Source organism: Rhodococcus sp. 05-339-2, from assembly GCF_002258965.1.
Taxonomy (GTDB): Bacteria; Actinomycetota; Actinomycetes; order Mycobacteriales; family Mycobacteriaceae; genus Rhodococcoides.
Genome location: NZ_NOYW01000011.1, coordinates 72733 through 92589 on the forward strand (window position 1 = coordinate 72733; position 19857 = coordinate 92589).

At 64.6% G+C, this 19857-nt stretch carries 17 protein-coding genes; 13 read left to right on the forward strand and 4 right to left on the reverse strand.

Features of this window, described 5'->3' with window-relative positions; all coding sequences use genetic code 11:
- Position 1: 1 nt before the first annotated feature.
- From CH273_RS09785 to CH273_RS09805, 5 genes are read left to right on the forward strand one after another with little or no spacing between them, the layout of a single operon-like run.
- Positions 2-202, forward strand: coding sequence for an MbtH family protein (locus CH273_RS09785; protein ID WP_230596722.1), 201 nt, complete (start codon positions 2-4; stop codon positions 200-202).
- On the forward strand, positions 202-1527 hold the full coding sequence (locus CH273_RS09790) for an aminotransferase class III-fold pyridoxal phosphate-dependent enzyme (protein WP_052049419.1): 1326 nt from the start codon (positions 202-204) through the stop codon (positions 1525-1527). The genes CH273_RS09785 and CH273_RS09790 overlap by 1 nt, the downstream gene beginning before the upstream one ends.
- On the forward strand, positions 1524-3353 hold the full coding sequence (locus CH273_RS09795) for a non-ribosomal peptide synthetase (protein WP_032394970.1): 1830 nt from the start codon (positions 1524-1526) through the stop codon (positions 3351-3353). The genes CH273_RS09790 and CH273_RS09795 overlap by 4 nt, the downstream gene beginning before the upstream one ends.
- Complete coding sequence (locus CH273_RS09800) at positions 3347-5497, forward strand: MMPL family transporter (protein ID WP_032394971.1); 2151 nt, start codon at positions 3347-3349, stop codon at positions 5495-5497. The genes CH273_RS09795 and CH273_RS09800 overlap by 7 nt, the downstream gene beginning before the upstream one ends.
- 44 nt (positions 5498-5541) lie before the next feature.
- Positions 5542-6981 (forward strand): serine hydrolase domain-containing protein, encoded by a 1440-nt coding sequence (locus tag CH273_RS09805; RefSeq protein WP_230596723.1) that lies wholly within the window; start codon positions 5542-5544, stop codon positions 6979-6981.
- Positions 6982-7055: 74 nt separating this feature from the next.
- On the opposite strand, the gene CH273_RS09810 is transcribed toward CH273_RS09805, so the two are convergent.
- Positions 7056-8432, reverse strand: coding sequence for an NAD-dependent succinate-semialdehyde dehydrogenase (locus CH273_RS09810; RefSeq protein WP_032394972.1), 1377 nt, complete (start codon positions 8430-8432; stop codon positions 7056-7058).
- Between the two features lie 239 nt (positions 8433-8671).
- On the opposite strand from CH273_RS09810, the gene CH273_RS09815 reads away from it, so the two are divergent.
- Positions 8672-10909, forward strand: a complete 2238-nt coding sequence (locus tag CH273_RS09815; protein ID WP_032394973.1) for an NADP-dependent isocitrate dehydrogenase — start codon at positions 8672-8674, stop codon at positions 10907-10909.
- A 185-nt stretch (positions 10910-11094) separates the two neighbouring features.
- On the opposite strand, the gene CH273_RS09820 is transcribed toward CH273_RS09815, so the two are convergent.
- On the reverse strand, positions 11095-11988 hold the full coding sequence (locus tag CH273_RS09820) for a LysR family transcriptional regulator (protein ID WP_032395114.1): 894 nt from the start codon (positions 11986-11988) through the stop codon (positions 11095-11097).
- Between the two features lie 82 nt (positions 11989-12070).
- Between CH273_RS09820 and CH273_RS09825 the strand changes: the two genes are divergently transcribed.
- From CH273_RS09825 to CH273_RS09835, 3 genes are read left to right on the forward strand one after another with little or no spacing between them, the layout of a single operon-like run.
- The gene (locus tag CH273_RS09825; RefSeq protein WP_032394974.1) at positions 12071-13504 is read left to right on the forward strand and encodes a CitMHS family transporter; all 1434 of its coding nucleotides are present in this window, start codon (positions 12071-12073) and stop codon (positions 13502-13504) included.
- A complete protein-coding gene (locus CH273_RS09830) occupies positions 13501-14853 on the forward strand; it encodes an acyclic terpene utilization AtuA family protein (RefSeq protein ID WP_032395115.1) in 1353 nt (450 codons plus the stop codon). Before CH273_RS09825 ends, CH273_RS09830 begins: the two co-directional genes overlap by 4 nt.
- Positions 14850-15164, forward strand: coding sequence for an AtuA-related protein (locus CH273_RS09835; RefSeq protein ID WP_032394975.1), 315 nt, complete (start codon positions 14850-14852; stop codon positions 15162-15164). The genes CH273_RS09830 and CH273_RS09835 overlap by 4 nt, the downstream gene beginning before the upstream one ends.
- Here CH273_RS09835 and CH273_RS09840 read toward each other — a convergent pair.
- Both CH273_RS09840 and CH273_RS09845 read right to left on the reverse strand, forming a co-directional pair.
- Complete coding sequence (locus CH273_RS09840) at positions 15161-15997, reverse strand: adenylate/guanylate cyclase domain-containing protein (protein ID WP_179275448.1); 837 nt, start codon at positions 15995-15997, stop codon at positions 15161-15163. The two genes, CH273_RS09835 and CH273_RS09840, sit on opposite strands and share 4 nt — an antisense overlap.
- Entirely contained in the window at positions 15994-16974 is a 981-nt protein-coding gene (locus CH273_RS09845) for a GlxA family transcriptional regulator (protein WP_032394976.1), read from the reverse strand. The genes CH273_RS09840 and CH273_RS09845 overlap by 4 nt, the downstream gene beginning before the upstream one ends.
- A 124-nt stretch (positions 16975-17098) precedes the next feature.
- Between CH273_RS09845 and CH273_RS09850 the strand changes: the two genes are divergently transcribed.
- From CH273_RS09850 to CH273_RS09865, 4 genes are read left to right on the forward strand one after another with little or no spacing between them, the layout of a single operon-like run.
- Entirely contained in the window at positions 17099-17731 is a 633-nt protein-coding gene (locus tag CH273_RS09850) for an isochorismatase family protein (protein ID WP_032395117.1), read from the forward strand.
- Positions 17732-17748: 17 nt separating this feature from the next.
- Positions 17749-18168, forward strand: coding sequence for an EVE domain-containing protein (locus tag CH273_RS09855; protein WP_230596724.1), 420 nt, complete (start codon positions 17749-17751; stop codon positions 18166-18168).
- A gap of 45 nt (positions 18169-18213) precedes the next feature.
- Entirely contained in the window at positions 18214-19167 is a 954-nt protein-coding gene (locus CH273_RS09860) for an alpha/beta fold hydrolase (protein ID WP_052049421.1), read from the forward strand.
- Between the two features lie 7 nt (positions 19168-19174).
- Complete coding sequence (locus tag CH273_RS09865; protein WP_032395119.1) at positions 19175-19831, forward strand: nitroreductase family protein; 657 nt, start codon at positions 19175-19177, stop codon at positions 19829-19831.
- The last annotated feature ends 26 nt before the right edge of the window (positions 19832-19857 follow it).

Genomic DNA, 19857 nt, shown 5'->3' on the forward strand with positions numbered 1-19857 from the left:
AGTGCAGGACGACATTTCCGAATGGACCGTCGTACGAAACGACGAGGAGCAGCATTCGATCTGGCCGGCGAAGCGACCACTGCCGCTGGGGTGGTACGAGGTCGGATTCACCGGTGACCGTGAGGCGTGCCTGGACCACATCGAATCGGTGTGGACCGACATTCGCCCACTGTCGCTACGTCGCGCGCTGGGGGTGGCGTGATGACCGTCGTCGACACCGCGTCGGGAGTCCCCGCATCACTGGCCCGGACTCTCGTGGGCGACTTCCTGCCGATGACCATCGACATCGAGCGTTCGTCCGGTTCCTACCTCTGGGACGAGGCTGCCGGACGACCGGTCCTGGACATGGGGATGTTCTTCTCGTCGTCCCCGCTCGGCCACAACCCCACACCGCTCGCGCATATCGAAGCCGAGCGAAAGTTGTTGGCAGCAGCCAAGATGAAGCCCTCGAACCCGGATTTCGCGTCTCGAGTCCTGGCCGATTCGGTCTCGACCTTTCGTCGTCTGCTCATGCCGGAGGACATGCCGCACCTGTTCCTCATAGACGGTGGTGCGGCCGCAGTCGAGAACGCACTCAAGGTCGCCTTCGACTGGAAATCCCAGCGAGCAGGCACCGACGAAACGAATCTTCAAGCGCTGCATCTTCGTTGGGCCTTCCATGGCCGCAGCGGCTACACCATGTCTCTGACCAACACCGATCCGGCCAAGACGGCGCGATTCCCCAAATTCGACTGGCCCAGAATCGACGCCCCGGCTCGCGGTGAGGACGGCGGTGACGACGCCGACCGAGCCGGTCTCAGTGAGGCCGAACGTCGGGCACTCGCGGAGATCGAAGCGACCCTCGTCGCCGACGGTGACAGGATCGCATGCTTCGTCTACGAGCCGATTCAAGGGGAAGGCGGCGACCGACACCTGGGTGCTGCATTCCTCAGGGCCGTGCAGTCGCTGTGCATCGAGCACGACGTCCTCACCGTCGCGGACGAGGTCCAGACCGGTGGCGGCACGGTCGGCGCTCGGTGGGCGCACGAGGCACTGGGGTTGCGTCCCGACTTGGTGGCATTCGGTAAGCGCCTGCAGGTGTGCGGGGTCATCGGGGGCCGTCGCGTCGACGATCTCGACACCAATGCGTTCGCCGTACCGGGGCGCATCAGCTCGACCTGGGGTGGTTCGTTGGTCGATCTGGTGCGCTTCGCACTGCTCTACGAGTACATCGCGCGAGAGAACGTGATCGCGCGAGCGGCGGCGATGGGTCCCTTCGTGCGCGCCGGACTCGACGCGATGGTCGGTTCCTCGGATGGTCACGTGACGTCGGCTCGGTCACGGGGCCTGTGGGGGGCCGTCACAGTGTCATCGCGCGAACTGCGTGACGCGGTGCTCGGCATCGCGTTGGACGAGTACGACACGGTGCTTCTGCCGTGCGGGACGAGGTCGATTCGTTGGCGTCCGTCCCTGTTGGTCACCGAACAGGAGTTGACGCTCTCGTTCGACGCAGTGACTCGGTCACTGACCGCGGCGGTTCGCTCGTGACAGCCTTCGTCGACGATCTCGCGTTCACCGGGCTCTCGGAGCGCTTCGGCGATCGGCCCGTGCAGCTGTGCGTGGACGGTGAATTGGGTGTCACCGCACTCGAAGAGCGGAGCGCGCATGTCCGCGAGGCCTTGACGCGCGCCGGGGTCGGCCGCGGGCACGTCGTCGCAGTGAAGGGCCGCCGCGACTCCTGGTTGTTCCCGACCTTGCTGGGCATTCTCGGTGCAGGCGCGGCGTACACGGTCATTCCGTACAACAGTCCCCAGGCAGTCGAGGCGCAGTTGCTCGAGACCATCGAGCCGGCCGTCATGGTGGTGTGGGAGGACCTGCACCCGGCGTCCTGGTACGGCCGGCCTTCGATTGCCCTCGGCGACGCCGTCTTCTTTCTGTTCGGTTCGTTCGAGCCGACTTCCCCCTCACCGCGCAGCGTCGACGACCCCGCCTACATCATCAGCACGTCCGGGACGTCGGGTAGGCCGAAAGCCGTTCTGGTGCCGCATCGAGCGGTGCTTGCTTTTCTCGACGCGGCCCGCGGGCTCGTCGCCCTGTCGAAATGCGATGTCGTAGCGGCGCGGTCGTCGGCTGCCTTCGATCTGTCGGTGTGGGAGTTGTTCGCATCGGTGGGGGCGGGTGCCACCGCTGTACTCGTCGTGGAGGCTGTTGCGGCCGATACTGCCCGGCTGCACGAGTTGCTCGAGCAGACAGGTGCGTCCGTGCTCTCGACCACGCCGTCCGCGGCATATCAACTCGGTGCGTACGACGAGACGATCGGTGGCGGGCTGGCGCTGCGATCTCTGCTCGTGGGCGGCGAAGCCTCCGACGGCGGCAGGCTTGCCGACGTCATGGCCGCACCGTCCTTCGGCCGGTGTCGACTGGTCAATTGGTACGGTCCGACCGAGGTCACTGTGTCCTGCACCGGCGGCGAACTCGTCGAACAGGATCTCGCCGAGCCGAGGACGCCCATCGGGCCCGCACTGTCGGGCGTGAGAGCGGCGGTACTACCGGCCGCTGACGGTGTCGGTTCCGCCGACGGCCTCGGACAGCTGGCAGTGGGCGGCGACCAGCTCGCACACGGATACCTCGGGAACCCGCGTGCGACCGCAGCAGCGTTCGTCCCGGACCCTGAAGGCCACGGTGATCGGTTGTATCTCACCGGGGACATCGTCGGTACAGACGCAGGCGACCGCTTCGTATATCACGGCCGCGCCGACGACCAGGTGCAGTTGCGGGGGTACCGGCTCGAGCTCGGCGAGGTGGAACGAGCGATCGCGAAGCACCCGGCGATCCGGTGGTCCCATGCCACGGTCGGCGGCACCGACCTCGATGTTCTCGTCGCGTATTTCGCGACCTTCGACGATGGCGATCTCGATCGTGCGGAGCTGTGGTCCCACCTCTACCGCACGCTCCCGCGCCACGCAGTACCTGCCGCTCTGGTGAAGGTGGTCGAGGTTCCCGTGACCTTGGGGCAGAAGTTGGACGTTGTGAAGTTGCCGGCGCCGGTGATCACCGACTTCGTTGCCGGTTCGACCGCGGGCCGGGCGGCGGAGACCGAAACCGAGGAGAGGCTGTTGACGCTGTGGCGACGGCTGTTGGGAATCGAGGAGATCGGTACCGATCACCACTTCTTCGCGCTGGGCGGCCACTCCTTGTTGGTCGCGCGCTTGGTCAACGGCATCGCCCGTGAGTTCGGGGTGCGGTTGCAGTTGGCGGACGTAGTGGAGGGACTGACCGTGCGCGAGATCGCGTCGGTCGTGGACAGAGAAACGAATCGTCTGTCGGTCGGCGCATCGGCGTCGAACCGTGGACAGGAGGAGATGTCATGGTGACCACGAGTGAGAGGCCCCCGATCGAGGACGCGACGGCGGATGGCTCCATTCTGGAGCGTTTCGCGGCGGTGGCCAGGTGGAGTTACCGTCATCGTCTCGCAGTGCTTGCGGGATGGCTTGTGGCGCTGGTGTTGTCGGCCGGTGCATACGTCGGACTCGGCATGTCCGAGTTGTCTCCGGCGGACGGGTTCGTCGGCGAGTCCGGCGCGGCGGAGCAACTGGAAACGGGCTCGGACTTCCTGTCCTCGCGAACCGAAACCATTCTGGTGCAGGGTAGCTCGGCGGAGGACTCCGATCGCATCGCAGACGAGTTGTCGGCTGCGCTGATGGGGACGGCGCAGGAGCCTCCGGAGAAGTTGACGGCCGCTACCGGCGATCAGCGAGTTCTGCAGGTGCTGTTGCCCGACGAGCAGGCATCGCCGTCCGAGCGTGTGCAGGGGATCGATTCTGCGATCGAGAGCGCCCGCGAAGCCAACCCGGGTGCTGCCATATCTGCTACCGGACCCATCTCGGTGCAAGCCGACGTCACCACCAGTTACGGTGAGCGACTTGTGTTGCTGGAAATGCTCAGCCTCCCCGTCACGGCCGTCGTGCTGTTTCTCGTGTTCGCCGGTCTGATCGCCACCTTGATTCCGCTTGTCACCGGCCTCGCCGTGGTGGCACTGGCCATCCTCTGGAGCGGGCCGACGTCATTGTTGGTGCCCATGGAGAGCAACCAGATGAGTGTCATTCTGCTGATGGGTCTCGCTCTTGGCGTGGACTATTCGTTGTTCTTCGTCAGGCGGGCCCGCGAGGAGTTCGCCCGGTCCGGTGACGCCGACGCAGCCGCAACGATCGCGGTGTCGATGACGGTGCGCTCTGTTCTGGTGGCGGGGCTGGTGACCGGTGTTTCGGTGATCGCAGCCTTCCTGACCGAATCGCCGATTTTCCACTCGCTCACACTCGGCATCATTCTCGTCGTCGTCGCCGCGATGCTTGCATCGATCACGTTGCTGCCTGCGCTGCTGGCATTGGGACGTCGACGAGTGGTTCGGCAGCTGTTCGGCAAGACTCCGGACGACGCAGCGGAGGAGACAGGGTTCTGGGGTCGTCTGTCGGGCAATGTCGTTCGGCGCCCCATGCCTGCGCTGCTCGCCGGACTGGCCGTGATGGTCTTGTTGGCCGCACCGGTCGCGACCATGAAGCTGCAGTTCCCGGGAACGGACAGCATGCCGCGCACCTTCGAGACGCTGCGCACGCTGGACGACGTCTCCGAACAGTTCCCTCTGTACGGCGTCAGCCACACCGTGGTCACCGAGACCGGCGGTGACGTCGCCGGTGCCTCGGCCGTACTCACCGACATCGCCGAGGCCGCGGCCGGCTTGCCCGGATTCGACGGGCAGGTACGTGACGTTCAGATCTCCACGGACAGGTCGGTGGCGCGCATCGAGATCGGCACCGACTCGGACGGTATCGATGCACAGGCGGCGAAGGATTCTCTGAACGAGTTGCGAAGCAACGTTGTTCCGGAGTTCGCGGGCGGTCGTGACATTCTCGTCGGTGGTGAGACCGCGGTCAGCGTCGACGTTTCGCAGTCGACCTCGCGTGATCTTCTGATCGTCATACCGATCGTCCTCCTGGTCGCCTTCGCGCTGATCTACCTCGCCTTCCGCAGTGTGGGGCTCGCCGCGCTGAGCGTGGGTCTGAACCTGCTGTCCGTCCTCGCGTCCTACGGCATCCTGGTGCTGTTGTTCCAGTACGGCTGGGGTGCAACGGTGTTCGGTTCGGAGTACGTCGGTCCGGTGGTGACTCTGCTGCCGGTGATGATGCTGGTGATCCTCATCGGGTTGTCGATGGACTACCACGTCTTCATCCTCACTCGGGTGCGAGAGGCGTTCGGTCGCGGCCTCGGCGTCGAGGATGCCGTCCGGCAGGGTGTGGTCCGGTCAGCACCGCCGGTCACCGCGGCTGCGGCCGTGATGGTGGTGATCTTCGCGATGTTCACGCTGTTGCCGACGCCGGAGATGAAGCAGCTCGGTGTCGGGCTCGCCGCGGCAATCGCTCTCGACGCGACCGTTGTTCGCGGCATTCTCGTCCCTGCTGCCCTACGCCTGCTGGGGGCGAGCGTGTGGAAGCGCTCACTCGACGGCGCGGGCCATCACTGATCACGAAACCGGCCGATCGCACCACGGACAGGAGCTCGACAAGGATGGCGACCGTAGCGGCAGGTACCCGACGACTCGCCGTGGGACTGCTTATGACTCTGACCTTCCTCCTCGGGCTCACGCCCGGTCCTGCTGCGGCAGTAACCCTCTCGAACACCGATCTGCAGAATGCAGTGGACGAGTGGGCGGCCGAGATCGGAGCCCCGGGAATGTCGGTCCAGGTTCTGGACTCGGACACGGTGGTGGGGGAAGCATCGAACGGTGTCGACGGCAACGGCGAGCCCGTCGATGCCTCGACACCGTTCGTGTGGGGCTCGGTGTCCAAACAATTCACGGCGGCCACCGTCCTCGGGCTGGAACGGCAGGGTGTATTCGACGAGTCGACGCCCGTCGTGGACATCGTCCCGGGAGCACGGAACATGCTGGGCGACCCGGCAACGTCAGTCGGCGACCTGATGCACCACACCAGTGGCTTGCCGCACGACATCACCGTCACCGACGATTGGTCCCGGCGTGGCTCGGCCGTCGACGCAATTGCGACCATCCCGCAGCCGGTGGGGACGACCGAACGTGGATCGTTCCGCTATTCGAGCCTGAACTACATGCTCCTGCAGGCAGTGGTCGAGACCGTGACCGGTGAGTCGTTCGCCGATGCACTCGACGCCCAGGTCCTCTCGCCCGCAGACACCTCCGCCATCACCGATCCGGAACAGTTCACCGACGACGTTCCACCGGGCCATGTGCCGTTTTTCGGCTCCGCGCGACCAATCGACGTAGGAGTGGATTCGGCGGGTCTGGGCTACGGCTACCTCGCGGGCTCCACGGGCGATCTCGGACGGTACGCATCATGGCGACTGAGTCGGCTGCAGGGCGGCGAGGACACGGCTCCCGAGGTCGACACCGGCGAGGGCACCGAGTACGGCGACGGTCTGTTTCACGAGAAGATCGCAGGCCAGGACGTGTGGTGGCATTCCGGAGCCGTCCCCGGCTACTACGCCTACGTTGCATTCGTACCCGCCCTGGACAGAGCAATGGTGTTGGCCACCAATCGATACGGTGAGATCGAAGCAGAACATATCGCTGCGGTAGGAAGAAATCTCACCACGCTCGTCATCGACGGGTCGACCACAGGACTACCGTCGTCTTCGGCTCCGATGGTGCTGGGCACCATTTTCGCGGCCGTGGCTGTCCTGCTCGCCATCGTCGTCTGGGTAACCGTTCGGCTGTTCACGGGGCAGGTGCGACAGCGTTCGCTCGGTGGTGCAGCACTTCGGATCGCGATCACCACGGTGTTGGGCGGGTCGGTGCTGATCGGTGCCTACATCGGGGTGCCGACGATCGTCGGTGCGTCACTGTCCGTCATGGCGCTGTGGGCACCCGACGTCACCCTGGCGTTCTGGATTCTGCTCGGCACGGTGTTTCTCGCATCTGCACTGGTGGTGACCGATCAGGTGGTCAACTACGGTCGAATTCGGCAGACCTGATCGGTCGGACGAACCCACACGGACGAACTGCTCCCCGGCCGCAGGGCCGGGGAGCAGCGTCGGTCGAGGTGGTCCTACTTGGCGGAGACGCGGACCAACTTCTTGTTCACGAACTCGTCCATGCCCCACGGTCCCAGCTCACGGCCGACGCCGGAGCGCTTGACGCCGCCGAACGGCAGGCCCGGCAGGGTGGTGCCGTGCTCGTTGACGAAGGCCATACCGACCTCGAGCTGCTCGGCCACGTCGCGGGCCTTGTCCAGATCGGCGCTCCACACCGAGCCGCTCAGGCCGTAGGCGGAGGAGTTCGCCAATTCGATTGCCTGCTGCGGGCTTTCGACCTTGTAGATCACTGCGGCCGGTCCGAACAGCTCTTCGCTGTACGCACGCATGTCGGGGGTGACGTCGGTCAGTAGCGTGGGCTGCACGAATGCGCCCGGTCCGTCGATCTTCTTGCCGCCGGTGAGCAGTGTCGCGCCCTTGGCGACGGCGTCGTCGATCTGCTCGATCAACGTGTCGGCCGCTGTCTGTGACGACAGTGGGCCCAGCGTGGTGTTCGCGTCCAGCGGGTCGCCGGTCTGCACGGCCTCGAACGAGGCGGTGAGCTTGGTGACGAAGTCGTCGTAGTGCTCCTCGGCGACGAGGATGCGCTTGGCGGCGTTGCAGGCCTGCCCTGCGTTGGAGAGTCGCGCCCTGGTCGCGGACTCGACTGTTGCATCCATGTCGTCGGAGTCGAGCATGATGAACACGTCCGATCCGCCCAGCTCCAGGACGACCTTCTTGAGGTTGCGTCCTGCTGTTTCGGCGACGGACGTTCCGGCTCGCTCGCTACCGGTGAGCGAGACGCCCTGCACGCGTGGATCGGCGATCATGTCGGCGATCTGCTCGTTGGTCGCGAAGATGTTGATGTACGCGTCCTGGGGGAGTCCGGCCTGCTGGAAGATCTCCTCCATCAGCAGCGCCGACTGCGGGCAGTTGGGTGCGTGCTTGAGCAGAATCGTGTTGCCCACCATCAGGTTCGGGCCGGCGAACCGAGCCACCTGGTAGTAGGGGAAGTTCCACGGCATCACGCCGACGAGCGCGCCGACCGGCTTGCGCTGCAGCACAGTGTCTTCCGCACCGGGTACGTCGAGCTTCTCGTCCTCGAGCAGAGCGGGGCCGTTGTCGGCGTAGTAGCGGTAGATGTTCGACGACAGCTCCACCTCACCCTGGGATTCGGTGAGTGGCTTGCCCATTTCGAGTGAGATGGTCCTGGCCAGCTCGTCGGAACGTTCGGTGTAGAGGTCGGCGACCTTGTGCAGAATTTCGGCGCGATGCTTCGGTGAGGTCTTGCGCCACGTCCGGAATCCGGCGTCTGCGTCGGCGAGCGCGCGCTCGACACCGGCCGAGTCGAGGGTTTCGAATTCCTTGACGGTTGTGCCGTCGGCGGGATTGACAGTCTTGTAGGTCGTCATGATTCGTTCAACGGTCGGGGAGGGGTCTGTTGTTCCAATTCGGGCAAATCGGATGCTTCGGCGGTGGTCAGGGGCGGATCGAGGAACGCTGCGAAAACCTTTGAGCGCCCTACTGGTCGGTAACTTGGAACCGCAGGTGGAGTGATACCCCACTGCCCGGCACAGCGGCCGGTTCAAAGATTAAAGTCGACGGTGGACGCATCCAAAAGACGACGTTGAAACTGAGGCAAAGGCGAAACATGACAGCGAAGAAGCCGACCATCATCTATACCCTGACCGACGAGGCGCCGATGTTGGCGACTCACGCGTTTCTGCCGGTCATACGTTCTTTCGCCAGCGCGGCCGAGATCAACGTCGAGTCGAGTGACATCTCCGTTGCCAACCGCATCCTCGCCGAGTTCCCCGATTACCTGAACGAAGACCAGCGAGTGACCGACAACCTCGCCGAGCTGGGCAAGCTGACTCAGCTGCCCGAGACCAACATCATCAAGCTGCCGAACATCAGCGCATCGGTGCCGCAGTTGCTCGCTGCCGTCAAGGAACTGCAGGACAAGGGCTACGCGATCCCCGACTTCCCCGGCAACCCGAAGACCGACGAAGAGCGCGAGATCCGCGACCGGTACACCAAGTGCCTCGGCAGCGCGGTCAATCCTGTTCTGCGTGAGGGTAACTCGGACCGCCGTGCACCCAAGGCGGTCAAGGAATTCGCCCGCAAGCACCCGCACTCCATGACCGAATGGTCGATGGCGTCACGCACCCACGTCGCGCACATGCGCGAGGGCGATTTCTACCACGGAGAGAAGTCGACAGTCGTCGACGGAGACCGTGAGATCAAGATGGAACTGCTGCCCGCGGACGGCGAGCCGATCGTGCTCAAGGAGAAGGTCTCGCTCACCGACGGTGACGTGATCGACTCGATGTTCATGAGCAAGAAGGCGCTCCTCGACTTCTACGAGGAGCAGATGCAGGACGCCTACGAGACCGGCGTCATGCTGTCCCTCCACGTGAAAGCCACGATGATGCGGGTATCGCACCCCATCGTGTTCGGCCACGCCGTTCGCGTGTTCTACAAGGACGCGTTCGCCAAGCACAACGAGATCTTCGAAGAGCTGGGCGTCAACGTCAACAACGGCCTGTCGGACCTGTACGCCAAGATCGAGACACTCCCGGCGTCCAAGCGTGACGAAATCATCGAAGACCTGCACAAGTGTCACGAGACCCGCCCGGAGCTGGCGATGGTCGACTCCGCGCGCGGTATCTCGAACTTCCACTCGCCCAGCGACGTGATCGTCGATGCCTCGATGCCCGCGATGATTCGCGCCGGCGGCAAGATGTGGGGAGCCGACGGTCGTCCCAAGGACACCAAGGCCGTCAACCCCGAGTCGACGTTCTCCCGGATCTACCAGGAGATGGTGAACTTCTGCAAGACCAACGGACAGTTCGATCCGACGACGATGGGCACCGTCCCCAACGTCGGCCTGATGGCGCAGAAGGCCGAGGAGTACGGCTCGCACGACAAGACCTTCGAGGTACCGAAGGCAGGCGTCGCCAACATCACCGATATCGCCACCGGCGAGGTACTGCTCACGCAGACCGTCGAAGAGGGCGACATCTGGCGTCTGTGCATCGTCAAGGACGCGCCGATCCAGGACTGGGTCAAGCTCGCCGTGACGCGCGCCCGTGAGTCCGGAATGCCGGTCGTCTTCTGGCTCGACCCGTACCGCCCGCACGAGAACGAGCTCATCGGCAAGGTGCGCACGTACCTGAAGGATCACGACACCGAGGGCCTCGACATCCAGATCATGTCGCAGGTTCGCGCGATCCGGTACACGATGGAGCGTCTGGTCCGCGGACTCGACACCATCTCCGCGACCGGCAACATTCTGCGCGACTACCTCACCGACCTGTTCCCGATCCTCGAGCTCGGCACCAGCGCCAAGATGCTCTCCATCGTTCCTCTGATGGCCGGCGGCGGACTGTACGAGACGGGTGCTGGTGGCTCGGCTCCCAAGCACGTCAAGCAGCTCATCGAGGAGAACCACCTGCGCTGGGACTCGCTCGGCGAGTTCCTGGCTCTGGCAGTGAGCCTCGAAGACCTCGGAACCAAGACCGGCGACGTCAAGGCGACCATCCTCGCCAAGGCACTCGACGCCGCCACCGGCAAGCTGCTCGAGAACAGCAAGGGCCCGTCGCGCTCGACCGGTGAACTCGACAACCGCGGCAGCCAGTTCTACCTCGCTCTCTACTGGGCCGAGGAGCTGGCCGCACAGACCGAGGACACCGAACTGGCCAAGCACTTCGCCGCACTGGCGAAGACGCTGTCGGAGAACGAAGACAAGATCGTCTCCGAGCTCAACGAGGTCCAGGGCAAGGCAGTCGACATCGGCGGCTACTACTACCCGGACCCCGAAGCCACCGCTGCAGTGATGCGTCCGTCCAAGACCTTCAACGAGGCTCTGGAGTCGTTCAAGCTGTAGTTTCTCTGGCTCACCCCCCATCGAATGAATGGTCCATTCACGCGCTCAGACGTTGTGAATGGGCCATTCATTCGTATTGGGGTGCACCATCATTCGGTCCACCGCCCCCCGTTCGGAGTCGGCCCCCACCCACCCCGTTCGGATCAATGTGACTTTCACGCGCTCAGACGTACTGAATGGCCCATTCATTCCTTGCGGGGCGGCACCAAGATGTCGAGAAACGCCGTACAGCTCGCACTGTGGCGACGCCCTGGCAGTTGGACAACCGAGATCGTGCGATGGATCGTCGGCTCGATGGGCAGGTAGACGAGGCTCGCGAACGACATCATCGGCACCACCAATTCCGGGATGACGGTGATGCCGAGTCCCGCCGCGGTCAGGCCCGCCACCGCGGCCACGTTGTGTGCCTGAACCGACGGTCCGACGTCGACTCCGGCGTTTTCCAGTGCCAGTCGCACGTGCGACGCGATGCTCGATTCCGGGCCGAAGGCTATGAACGGCTCGTCGGCGAGGTCGGTCCATCTCAGGCTCTTGCGCTGCGCCAGAGCGTGATTCGACGGTAGCGCGCACACGAATGCGTCGGTGCTGACTGTCGTACGCATCAAATCGTTCGCTCGCCCCGAGGCAGCAACCACCGCGAAATCCACGGAACCGTCACGTACGGAGGCCACTACGTCGTCGCGCAGGCCGTCCCTGATGTGCACTGAGACATCGGGATGGCTGTCGCGGAATCCGACGATGTACGGCGGGAGGAACGTCGCCGCGATCGACGGTAGGCACGCGATGGTGACGGTTCCGCGGTCGCCCGAGACGAAGCGCCCGATCTGCTCCAGGCCGTCATCGAACTCGAGCAAGACCCGACGGGCATAGGCCGCCACGTCGTGTCCATCACCGGTGAGGTCGACGCTGCGGGTGGTGCGTACGAACAGTCGCACGCCCAGGCGGCGCTCCGCCTCGGCGACCGTGCGACTGAGGTTCGGTTGTGAAACCCCGAGGGACGCCGCCGCCGAGGTGAAGCTCGCGAGATCGGCCAGCGCCACGATGGCCCGCAGGTGTGCGATGCCGAGATTGATGCTCACAGCGAATGAATCTATACCCAACTGATGTTGGACTGCGTAAGTGATCTGCACAACACTCGATGTATTCGATGAAGGAGATCACATGCTGTCACTGCTCGGCTTCGGGACGATTGCCGTCATCTTGCTGCTGTTGTTCACCCAACGCGTCGCGGCCATCGTTGCGCTCGCGGGTGTCCCACTCGCTGCGGCGTTCCTGGCCGGCAACTCACCGTCCGAGGTGGCAGGGTTCGTCAAGGACGGGCTGGGTGGCGTGGTGGGCGTCGCGGCCATGTTCCTGTTCGCGATTGTCTTCTTCGGGATCATGCGCGACGCAGGTCTGTTCGATCCCATCATCGCCCGCATCGTGCGCTGGGCAGGTAGCGCCCCGCCGACCGTCGCAGTCGCGACCACTGCCCTCGCCGTGGTGGCTCACCTCGACGGTGCCGGCGCAACCACGTTCCTGATCGCCGTCCCCGCCATGCTGCCGATCTACGAACGTCTCGGTATGAGCAGACTCGTTCTGGCCACCTGCGTCGGTCTCGGTGCCGGAGTGATGAACATGGTCCCCTGGGGTGGTCCGACTGCTCGCGCTGCAGCAACTGTGGGTGTCGACGCCAACGAACTGTGGGTCCCGCTGATTCCTGCGCAGATCGCCGGGGTCGTGTTGGCACTGGGTGCTGCCTACTACCTGGGTCGGCGTGAGCGGACCCGGCTGGCCAAGGTTGCCGCGGGCGATGCGTCGGCCGTCGTGGAGGAGTCGACGACGCGAGTCGCCGAACGCGTGTCCGCGGGATCCGGGGATACCGGATCCGCGGTCGGTGACGCGAACGAGGACCCCGGAAGCCCGTCGACCGGCGCGGACGATTCGGACGGTCCGGCAACCGCGTCGAGTGACCGAGCGCTGCTGCGACCGAAGTTGTTCTGGGTCAACGCCTTCCTGGTAGTCGCGACGTTGGCTGCGTTGATCGCCGCCGTCGCCCCTCCGGAAACCTGCTTCATCATCGCCACTATCGTGGCGCTCCTCGTCAACTACCGCGGAATGAAGGCCCAGTCCGCCCGCATCGAGGCCCACGCCGTCGGCGCGATGCTGATGGTCGGCACGTTGTTGGCTGCAGGGGTACTACTCGGTGTGCTCGACGGCAGCGGCATGATCGAGTCGATGGCAGTAAGCGCAGCGAATGCCATTCCGGACGCTATGGCCCCCGCCTTACCGCTCATCGTCGGCGTGTTCGCCGTCCCGATGAGCCTGATTTTCGGCCCTGACGCGTACTACTTCGGCGTGCTGCCGGTCCTCATCGAGGTGGGTGACCAGTTCGGTGTCAGCGCAATCGATCTGGCGCAAGCCTCGATCATCGGTGAGGAAACAGTCGGATTTCCGATCAGCCCGATGACCGGCGCGTTCTACCTTCTGGTGGGTCTCGCGAAAGTCGACATCGGTAAGCACATTCGGCACACGCTGGGGTGGGCGTGGCTGATCAGTCTCGGCATGCTCGGCGTTGCCATGGCCACCGGCGCGATCCCCCTGTGGTCGTCATGAGTCGCGACGGTACAGTCCGGCTCGGGGCCGGAGCAGGCTTCGCCGGCGACCGCATCGACCCGGCACAGGTTTTGGCCGAGCGCGGTGAGCTCGACTACCTGATCTTCGAGTGCCTCGGTGAGCGGACGGTTGCAGCCGGGCAAGCCCGAAAATTGCTCGATCCCACGACGGGCTACGACCCGCTCCTGGCAGCGCGCATGCGCGCAGTACTCGGTTCGACCACCGAGCAGGGCATCACCGTCGTCACCAACTCCGGAGCCGCGAATCCTGTTGCGGCAGCCGCGGTGGTCGCCCAGGTGGCGGAGCAGGTGTGCTCGCGTTCGGTGCGCATCGCTGCCGTCACCGGCGACGACGTGCTCGACGCGATGCGTCGCATCGATCCGGTGGTGTGGGAGACCGGCCGGCCGCTGTCGGAGCATTCCGAGGAGCTGGTATCGGCCAACGCCTATATCGGGGCCGATGCGGTACTGCCCGCACTCGACGTCGGTGCGGATGTGATCGTCACCGGCCGTCTCGCCGATCCGGCGCTGTATCTCGCACCCTTGATGCACGAATTCGGTTGGGCCGGGCAGGATTGGGAGACACTCGGTGCGGGGACGGCCGTCGGACATCTTCTCGAATGCGCGGGTCAACTGACCGGTGGCTACTTCGCCGACCCGGTCACCAAACCTGTGCAGGGTCTGGCACATCTGGGCTTCCCGTTCGGGGACGTACGTGCCGATGGCACAGCCGAATTCGGCAAAGTCGACGGCACCGGTGGGGAACTGACGCGGCGAACGTGCGCCGAGCAGTTGCTCTACGAGGTGGGAGATCCAGCCAGATACCTGACGCCGGACGTGAGCGCCGATTTCACCGGAGTCGCGTTCGAGACCGTCGGATCCGATCGGGTAGCGGTGTCCGGGGCGACGGGCAGTACACGGCCTGAGGAGCTGAAGGTGACTCTCGGATTTCGCGGCGGTTGGCTCGGTGAGGGGCAGATCAGCTACGCCGGGCCACGCGCGCTGCAACGCGCGCAGCTCGCCGGAGAGATTGTGCAGCAACGACTGTGGGAGGTGCACGGTATTTCAGCCGAGAACGTGAGCGTCGAGTACATCGGGGCGGGTGCGGCATTCCGCGGACTTGCTGCCCCAACCGATGTCCCCGAAGTGCGACTGCGCGTCACGGCAAAGGTGCCCAACGCGGAGACAGCTTCGTTGGTGGGGTGGGAAGTCGAAAGTCTGTACACCAACGGCCCGGCCGGGGGAGGTGGCGCACGGAGCAGCAGCGCCGAGGTGCTCGCGATCAGATCGTGTCTGATCCCACGTGCACAGGTACCGACGGACGTACACATCACGGAGGTGACGGTATGAGGACTGTCGACGATCTCGCCGACGTGAGGACCGGGGACAAGGGCGACACCCTCATTCTGGCTGTCTTCCCGCGAACCGACGAACACTACGAGGTGCTGTCCCGCGAACTGACTGCCGATGCCGTTGCCACTCACTTCGCACCGTTGGTCACCGGAGAGGTACGCCGCACTGACATGCCACTGGTCTCCGGGTTGGTATTCGAGCTACCCGGCGTGCTCGGTGGGGGAGTGACGGGTAGCCCCGTGCTCGACGGACACGGCAAGTGTCTGAGCTACCACCTGCTGAGTATGACTGTGGGCGAGCAGATCTAGCCGAGTTGCTCGACCTCGGCGTCGGGCAACACCGGTAGCGCAACCGGATACAACTGAAAAGTTCCGCTCATTCCCTTGAGCTCGACGTCTCGGGGCGTTCCGAGAGTCAGATCATGCGCCGCGCCGATTGCATTGCGCACCGGTTCGCTGACCAGAATTTCACCGCCGTCGGCCTGTCCGGCGACGCGTGCGGCCATAGCGACGTTGAGTCCGAAGAGGTCGTCGCCGCGTCGCACGGAACTGCCCACGTGTACGCCCATGCGTACGCGGATGCGGTCCCAGCGGTCGGGGTTCTTCAGCAACGCCTCTTGGACTTTCACCCCGCAGCGCACCGCTTGGGCAGGGTCGGAGAAGGCGATCATGTAGCCGTCGCCTTGGCTCTTGACCACGTGACCTCCGTGGTCGTCGACGTGTTTGCGGATCAGCTTGTTGTGCTTCTCGAGCAGCTTCACCCAGCCGCGGTCGCCGAGTTCTTCGTTGCGTGCGGTGGAGCCCTCGATGTCGGAGAACATCACCACGATGTCGCCGTCGGCCGTCATGCGTGCCAAGTCGGGTCGTTCCACCTTGGCCCAGCCGGCGAGGTCTTCGACGGAGTTGCGGACCGTTGCGCCGAAACCCTTGTTGATGAGTAAGTCCGTCGTGTGAAAGGCGGTTCTGATCGCGAAGGGGACCAGGCCTCGTCGCTTACGCCGTTGTTGCGATTCGGCAAGCGCTCGGTCCAGGGCACGGCGTGTGCTGCCGAGCTTTCGACGCGAGACGATCAAGACCACACCGAGAGCGATGATGGCGGCCAGTTCGACTCCGGCAACTATCCACAGGATCACGTCGCTCATCCTTGCCTGTCGGCCGCATCCGTGGGTGCGCAACCGACCGCGAAGTGCCGTCGATACGCCGTCGGGGTCACCGCGAATGCCGAGCGGAAATTCTGACGCAATGTGACGGGGCTACCGAATCCGCACAGCGTCGCGATGTTCTCGATACTGCGATCGGTGGTTTCGAGCAGGCTCCGAGCTTCCTCGAGTCGTTTGTCCAGCACCCAGCGAGCGGGGGTGGACCCTGTCTCGAGCTGAAACTGGCGGATGAAGCTGCGTCGGCTCATGCGCGCGCGTTCGGCCAGTCGCTCGATGGGCAACGGCTCGTCCAGTCGTTCGAGTGCCCAGCTCTGTACGTCGGCGATCGTGGTGTCTCCGGCTGCTTCGACGACCGGACGTTCGATGTACTGCGCTTGCCCGCCGTCGCGATGGGGTGCGACCACCAGGCTGCGCGCCACCCGCGTCGCCGCAGCCGAACCGAGGTGCTTGCGGACGATGTGGAGGCAGGAATCGATCGACGACGCAGTGCCCGCAGAGGTCATCACGTCACCGTGGTCGATGTAGAGCACGGACTCGTCGACGCCCGCGTGCGCGTTTCGCTCCCGCAGCTCGGGCATTTTCGTCCAGTGTGTGACGGCGGGGCGGCCGGCGAGCAATCCAGTGTCTGCGACGGCAAACGAACCGAGACACAGACCCGCGATTTCCGCGCCTCGCGTATGCGCTCCGCGAAGTGCGTTCGAGAAGTCGGTACCTATGTGCGGCAACGACTCCGGCCAGGACGTCACGATGACGATGTCGGCCCAGTCGACGGTGTCGGGCCCAGCGATCTCGCCGACAGGAAACCCCTCCTCGGTGCGGATCGACCCGGCTTCGTCGGACCACACCCGCGTCTCCCAGTCCGGGGCGAGCCCGAGTCGGGTCACCTCGCCGAACACCATCAGCGGCGCAGCGAGGTGGAACATCGTGATGCCATCGAACGCGTAGAGCGCGATGCGCATGGCTGACTCCGATCTCGAACGTTGGCGCAAATCCATCGAAAGTATGCATCCGTGCCACTCGTGCTCGCAAGGCCGCCACCGCAGGATGAGAGGCGACCGAGATCGCCAGTCGAAGGAGAACACCATGACCGCACCGCGTAGAGCCTTGATCGTCATCGACGTTCAGCAGGAGTACTTCGAGGGTGTGTTGCAGATTCAGTACCCGCCCCGCGACGAGTCGTTGGCCAACATCGTTCGCGCGATCGAAGCGGCTGCGGCGCAGGATCTTCCCGTCGCGATCGTCCAGCACGAAATGCCCGAGGGCGCGCCCGCATTCGTCAAGGGCACCCCGACGTACGAGCTGCACCCCCACATTCAGGCGCTCGTGCAGCCGTCCTTCGAGCGGGTCGAGAAGAAGTACAGCAGCGTGTTCGCCGGAACCGGCACCGCGAAGTGGCTGCAGGGCAACGGCATCGACACCGTCACCATCGTCGGCTACATGACCAACAACTGCGACCTCGCCTCCAGCGCCGACGCCGAGGTCCTTGATTTGACCGTCGAGATCCTGTCCGACGCCACCGGCGCGATCAATCTGTCGAACGAGGCGGGCACTGTGTCCGCCGAACAACTGCACAAGGCTTTGATGGTGCTCCTGCAGTCGAACTTCGCGGCCGTCGCCTCCACCGACCAGTGGATCGACGCCGTCAAGAACGGAAACGAGCTCACCGCAAACAATCTGGTGGTCTCCGCGGCTCAGGGCAACGACGCGGTGGCCTGAGCTTCTACACTTTCCACGTGACTGCTCGGGCGATTACCGATCGGACTCTCGGTGCATGGGTGATCAAGTGCAATCCGCACAAGACCGATCTCGCACCGATGGTCCAAGCTGGACGTGCGCACGAGCACTGGTGCGTCGCTGACAACTACCGAACGCGTCTGATGGCACCTGGTCAACCGGTGCTGTTCTGGGTCAGCAGTCATCCGAGACGCGGAATCTGGGGTGCCGGTCGGTTGACCGGCACCCCGGTCCCCGGCCCGCAGTGGAAGGTCTCGACGAACATCGCCCTGTTCGACGAGCCGATCCTCGCGTCGGATATTCGGTCCGTCGCATCATTGTCGAATCTCGAGGTGTTTCGATCGCCGCAGCAATCGAATCCGTCCTGGCTCGACGCGTCCGCGTGGGCGTCGATCCGACCGATGCTGCCTCTCGAATGATGTGATGGCGGTACGGCACTGGAAGACGAGCCGACGCAGCACGGGATGTTGGATGTCGGGGACGGTCAACGCATCTACTGGGAGCAATGGGGTCCGTCCGATGGCGTGCCGGCGGTCTACCTGCACGGTGGACCAGGCGGGACCCTGAATGCCAGTCAGTTTCGTCGCCACTTCGACCTGACCCGTGTTCGCGCAGTCGGATTCGAGCAGCGTGGGTGCGGGCGGTCCACTCCGCACGCGTCTGACCCCTCGACGTCGTTGGACACCAACACCACTGCGCACCTGATCGCCGATATCGAACTCCTGCGCGAGCACCTCGGCGTCGAGGCGTGGATCGTCAACGGCGCGTCATGGGGATCGACCCTCGCTCTTGCCTACGCCCTCGAACATCCGACGCGTGTCCTCGGCGTCGTCCTGTTCGCAGTCACCACGACCGGCCGCGAGGAGGTCGACTGGATCACCGAGGGCGTCGGCGCGATCTTCCCCGAAGCCTGGGATCGGTTCGCAACCTTCGCCGAGCAGTCGGGCGTCGGTTATCGACGGGGCCGAGGCCGAATCGTCGACGCTTACGACCGACTGATGAATTCGCCCGATCTCTCGTTGCGCGACAATGCATCCCGAGAGTGGGCATTGTGGGAGGACGTCCACATATCGATCGGCACCGGCGGTATGAGACGCGATCCCAGGTGGGAGGATGACCGGTTTCGTCTGGCTTTCGTGCGACTGGCCGCGCACTACTGGTCGCACGACGGGTTCTGCGATCCGCCTCTGCTCGATCGCGCCGACGGTTTGCGTGATGTCCCGGGTGTCCTGATCCACGGCCGAAAGGACATCTCGGGACCCGCTGTCACGCCGTGGCGTCTGCATCGACGTTGGCCCGGGTCGACACTCGTCGTCGATGAGGGGGACGGGCACGGGGGCAGGTCCATGGCGGCGCGCTGGGACGCTGCGAACGATGCATTGACCAACTGGGCCCTGCAGGAGCCGAATGGTGCATGATCGAGAGGTGACTTCCTTCCCGATCATCGACCTGACTCCCGACGAGTTGCTGACCACGACGCGCACCGTTCGCAAGCGCCTGGACCTGACGCGGCCGGTGCCGATGGAGCTGATCAAGGAATGTCTCGAGATCGCTCTGCAGGCACCGTCCGGCTCGAACAAGCAGGGTTGGCAGTGGATCGTCGTCACCGATCCCGATCTTCGGGCTCGCATCGGTGCGATCTACGGCGAACTGTTCACCGCGTATCAGGCGTCCAAGCATTCCGCGTCGGCGCTGTTCGCAGACGACCCGGAACGCGCCTCGGTGCAGAAGCGCGTCGGAGACAGTGCGAGCTGGCTCGGCGAGCACATGGGCGAGGTTCCGGTGCTGCTCATTCCGTGCATCCAGGCCGGCAAGACCCTCCCGGCCGGAAATCAAGCCGGTCTGTGGGGCTCACTCCTGCCCGCTGTGTGGAACTACGCCCTGGCTGCGCGGGCGCGTGGTCTCGGAACGGCCTGGACGACAATCCATCTCGCCAAGGAAAGAGAGATCTCCGAGCTGCTCGGCATCCCCGAGGACTTCCATCAGGGTGCGCTGATTCCCACGGCGTACTACACAGGGGAGACCTTCAAAGTCGCTCCGCGGGATCCGATCGAAACGGTGCTGCACGTAGATCGTTGGTGATCCACGGGCAGCCCGTCCCAATCCCG

Coding starts and splice junctions, on each gene's coding strand:
- CH273_RS09790 (WP_052049419.1), top strand. CDS start 202: ATGACCGTCGTCGACACCGCGTCGGGAGTCCCCGCATCACTGGCCCGG.
- CH273_RS09800 (WP_032394971.1), top strand. CDS start 3,347: ATGGTGACCACGAGTGAGAGGCCCCCGATCGAGGACGCGACGGCGGAT.
- CH273_RS09805 (WP_230596723.1), top strand. CDS start 5,542: ATGGCGACCGTAGCGGCAGGTACCCGACGACTCGCCGTGGGACTGCTT.
- CH273_RS09810 (WP_032394972.1), bottom strand. CDS start 8,432: ATGACGACCTACAAGACTGTCAATCCCGCCGACGGCACAACCGTCAAG.
- CH273_RS09815 (WP_032394973.1), top strand. CDS start 8,672: ATGACAGCGAAGAAGCCGACCATCATCTATACCCTGACCGACGAGGCG.
- CH273_RS09825 (WP_032394974.1), top strand. CDS start 12,071: ATGCTGTCACTGCTCGGCTTCGGGACGATTGCCGTCATCTTGCTGCTG.
- CH273_RS09830 (WP_032395115.1), top strand. CDS start 13,501: ATGAGTCGCGACGGTACAGTCCGGCTCGGGGCCGGAGCAGGCTTCGCC.
- CH273_RS09835 (WP_032394975.1), top strand. CDS start 14,850: ATGAGGACTGTCGACGATCTCGCCGACGTGAGGACCGGGGACAAGGGC.
- CH273_RS09840 (WP_179275448.1), bottom strand. CDS start 15,997: ATGAGCGACGTGATCCTGTGGATAGTTGCCGGAGTCGAACTGGCCGCC.
- CH273_RS09845 (WP_032394976.1), bottom strand. CDS start 16,974: ATGCGCATCGCGCTCTACGCGTTCGATGGCATCACGATGTTCCACCTC.
- CH273_RS09850 (WP_032395117.1), top strand. CDS start 17,099: ATGACCGCACCGCGTAGAGCCTTGATCGTCATCGACGTTCAGCAGGAG.
- CH273_RS09860 (WP_052049421.1), top strand. CDS start 18,214: ATGTTGGATGTCGGGGACGGTCAACGCATCTACTGGGAGCAATGGGGT.